The 2,903-nt window shown below is 69.4% G+C and carries 3 protein-coding genes; 2 read left to right on the forward strand and 1 reads right to left on the reverse strand.

Going from position 1 to position 2,903, the window contains the following annotated elements; all coding sequences use genetic code 11:
• Together G6026_RS02815 and G6026_RS02820 are read left to right on the forward strand one after the other, a co-directional pair.
• On the forward strand, positions 1-420 hold a 420-nt coding region (locus tag G6026_RS02815), incomplete at its 5' end, for a helix-turn-helix domain-containing protein (RefSeq protein ID WP_206682003.1).
• A gap of 87 nt (positions 421-507) precedes the next feature.
• Positions 508-1,761: a pyridoxal phosphate-dependent aminotransferase gene (locus G6026_RS02820; protein WP_107757478.1), complete on the forward strand. Its 1,254-nt coding sequence runs from the start codon at positions 508-510 to the stop codon at positions 1,759-1,761.
• Between the two features lie 11 nt (positions 1,762-1,772).
• On the opposite strand, the gene G6026_RS02825 is transcribed toward G6026_RS02820, so the two are convergent.
• Positions 1,773-2,903 (reverse strand): YibE/F family protein (locus G6026_RS02825; RefSeq protein ID WP_182612205.1); only part of this gene is annotated, 1,131 nt, incomplete at its 5' end.

The following is a 2,903-nucleotide window of genomic DNA, read 5'->3' on the forward strand; positions in this document are numbered from 1 at the left end:
GCCGACCGCCCGGCGGATCCGGTGCCGCAGCCCGGCCCCGACGGGCGGGCCGGTCGAGACGGGGCCCCGGTGACCGAGATCCGTCTGCTCGGGTGGCGGCCGTCGGTGATCCGTGCCGACGGGTCGAGTATCGACCTCACCCCGCGACGGGCGGAGTTGCTCGCGTTGTTGGCGTCCCGGGAGGCCTGGTCGGCGCGGTCCCTGTCCGAGGCGCTCTACGGTGACGGCGACGCCACGGCCACGGTCCGGGGGGAGGTGCGCAGGCTCCGTCAGCTCACCGGCCTGTCGATCGACTCCCAGCCGTACGCCCTGGCCCCGCACGAGAGGCGATGCGTGGACTACCTCTCGGTGCAGCATCCCGACGATCTCCTGCCCCATTCGGACATCCCGGCCATCATCGATCTGCGGTACGGGATCTGACGCCACGGGTCCGATGCCACCGGTCTGACGCCCACGGGGTCGGCGCGACCGGAGCACCGCCGGTCCGGGGTGGCACAATCTGCAGACATGACGCCTGAGACCACGGGACGCACGCTCCGCCAGCCGCGCACGCTCGACCAGTCGTCCAAACTCAAGGACGTCCTCTACGAGATCCGTGGCCCCGTCCTCGCGCGGGCGAACCAGCTCGAGGCGGAGGGCCACCGGATCCTCAAGCTGAACATCGGCAACCCCGCGCCCTTCGGGTTCGAGGCACCGGACGTGATCATGCGCGACATGATCGCGGCTCTCCCCCATGCGCAGGGCTACTCGGAGTCCAAGGGCATCCTGTCGGCCCGCCGGGCGATCTTCACGCGCTACGAGTTGGTGCCCGATTTCCCCCACCTGGATGTGGAGGACATCTACCTGGGCAACGGAGTCTCCGAGCTCATCACGATGACGATGCAGGCCCTGCTCGACGACGGCGACGAGGTCCTCATCCCGGCGCCGGACTATCCGCTCTGGACCGCCATGACCTCGCTCGCGGGCGGCAGGCCCGTCCACTACCTCACGGACGAGGACGACGACTGGAATCCGTCACTCGAGGACATCGCCTCGAAGATCACGCCCAGGACCAAGGCCATCGTGGTGATCAACCCCAACAACCCCACCGGGGCGGTCTACTCCCGCGAGGTCCTGCAGGGGATCGTGGACCTGGCGCGCGAGCACAGTCTGCTCATCCTGGCCGACGAGATCTACGACCGGATCATCTACGACGAGGCCCAGCACACCTCGATCGCCTCGCTCGCGCACGATCTGCTGGTCCTGACCTTCAACGGACTGTCCAAGACCTACCGCGTGGCGGGTTACCGGGCGGGCTGGATGGCGATCACCGGACCGAAGGCGCACGCGGCCGGGTTCCTCGAGGGACTGGAATTGCTGGCCTCGACGAGACTGTGCCCCAACGTGCCGGCGCAGCACGCGATCCAGGTGGCTCTCGGCGGGTACCAGTCGATCGACGAACTGATCGAGCCCGGGGGACGGCTCCACGAGCAGCGCGGCATCGCGTGGGAAAAGCTCAACTCGATCCCGGGGGTGAGCTGCGTCAAGCCGATGGGAGCCCTCTACGTGTTCCCCAGGCTCGACCCGGAGGTCCACGAGATCTACGACGACCGCCTGTTCGCCCTGGACCTTCTCGAGCGCGAGCGCATCCTCGTCACCCAGGGCACGGGGTTCAACTGGCCGAATCCGGACCACTTCCGGGTGGTCACGTTGCCGGCCGGCCGGGACCTCGCCGTGGCGATCGAGCGGATCGGCAACTTCCTGGCCTCATACCGTCAGTAGACCCGGGACTCTCACGCACGCGTGCCGACGGTCGCCCGGTCCAGTTCCTCCGAGGTCACGTCCCGGGAGAGCCACACCGCGGCCGCTGTGGTGAGCGGGACGCACAGCGCGAGCGCGATCGCGCCGACGAGCGACCGCATCAGCTCCACCGCCACGACGTCGGACGTGAGGATCGACAGCGGCGAGCGGGTTCCCAGCGAGAACAGCAGCAGCAGGGGGAGCGCCGACCCGGTGTACGCGAGCACCAGGGTGTAGACCATCGAGGCCACGTGGTCGCGTCCTACGCCCATCGCGGACCGGAACACCTCGACGGGGCCGGCGTGGGGGTCGAGGTGGCGCATCTCGAACACGGTCGCGGACTGGCTCACGGTGACGTCGTTGAGCACGCCGAGCGCGCCGATGATGAAGCCGGCGAGCAGGAGCCCGGTGAGCGAGACGTGTTGCACGAACACCTGAACCTGGGTCGTGGAGTCGCCACTGAGCCCGGTGATCCTGGTCGTCTCGATGACCACCCAGCTCAGTAACGCCGCCGCCAGCATCGCGGACAGTGTCCCGAGCAGGGCGGCGTGGGTCTTGAGGTTGATGCCGTGCACCACGTAGATCACCAGGTAGAGGACCGCGGAGCCGCCGATGACGGCCACCAGGATGGCCGGATTGCCGTCCAGGATCGAGGGGAGGACGAACCCCACGACGACGATGAGGGCCACCACGATCCCGATGAGGGCCCGCAGTCCCTTCCATCGCCCGACGGCGACCATCACCGCGGCGCCCACGAGGAGCCACAGGGCCATGGGCACGGTCCGCGTGAAGTCCTCGAACGCGTAGATGTCGGTGGCTCCCTGGGGGGAGCGGCCGAGCTGGATCTGGTCACCGGCGCCGAGATCCGGCGATCCGGGCCCGGGCGGGATCTCCAACAGCACCTCCCGGCCGGCGTCCGGGCCGGTGTCGAGTCGCACTATCGAGCGCGGGCACTCGGGGCCGGGGAACCGGGGGTCGAGCGGCGGCCCGGGCAGGACCCGCCCGTTGTCGGGGGAGCCGCACGGCGCCATCTCGGTGGACACGACCTCGCCTCGCTCGGTCATCACCGAGGCCCCGGACGCCTGGGCGAAATACGGGTCCAGCTCGGGGTCGGTGAAGGTGGG

The organism is Dietzia sp. DQ11-38-2 (genome assembly GCF_014145055.1).
Taxonomy (GTDB): Bacteria; Actinomycetota; Actinomycetes; order Mycobacteriales; family Mycobacteriaceae; genus Dietzia.

Excerpts from the sequence above, each read along its gene's own strand:
- G6026_RS02820 (WP_107757478.1), top strand. The coding sequence starts at position 508 with ATGACGCCTGAGACCACGGGACGCACGCTCCGCCAGCCGCGCACGCTC.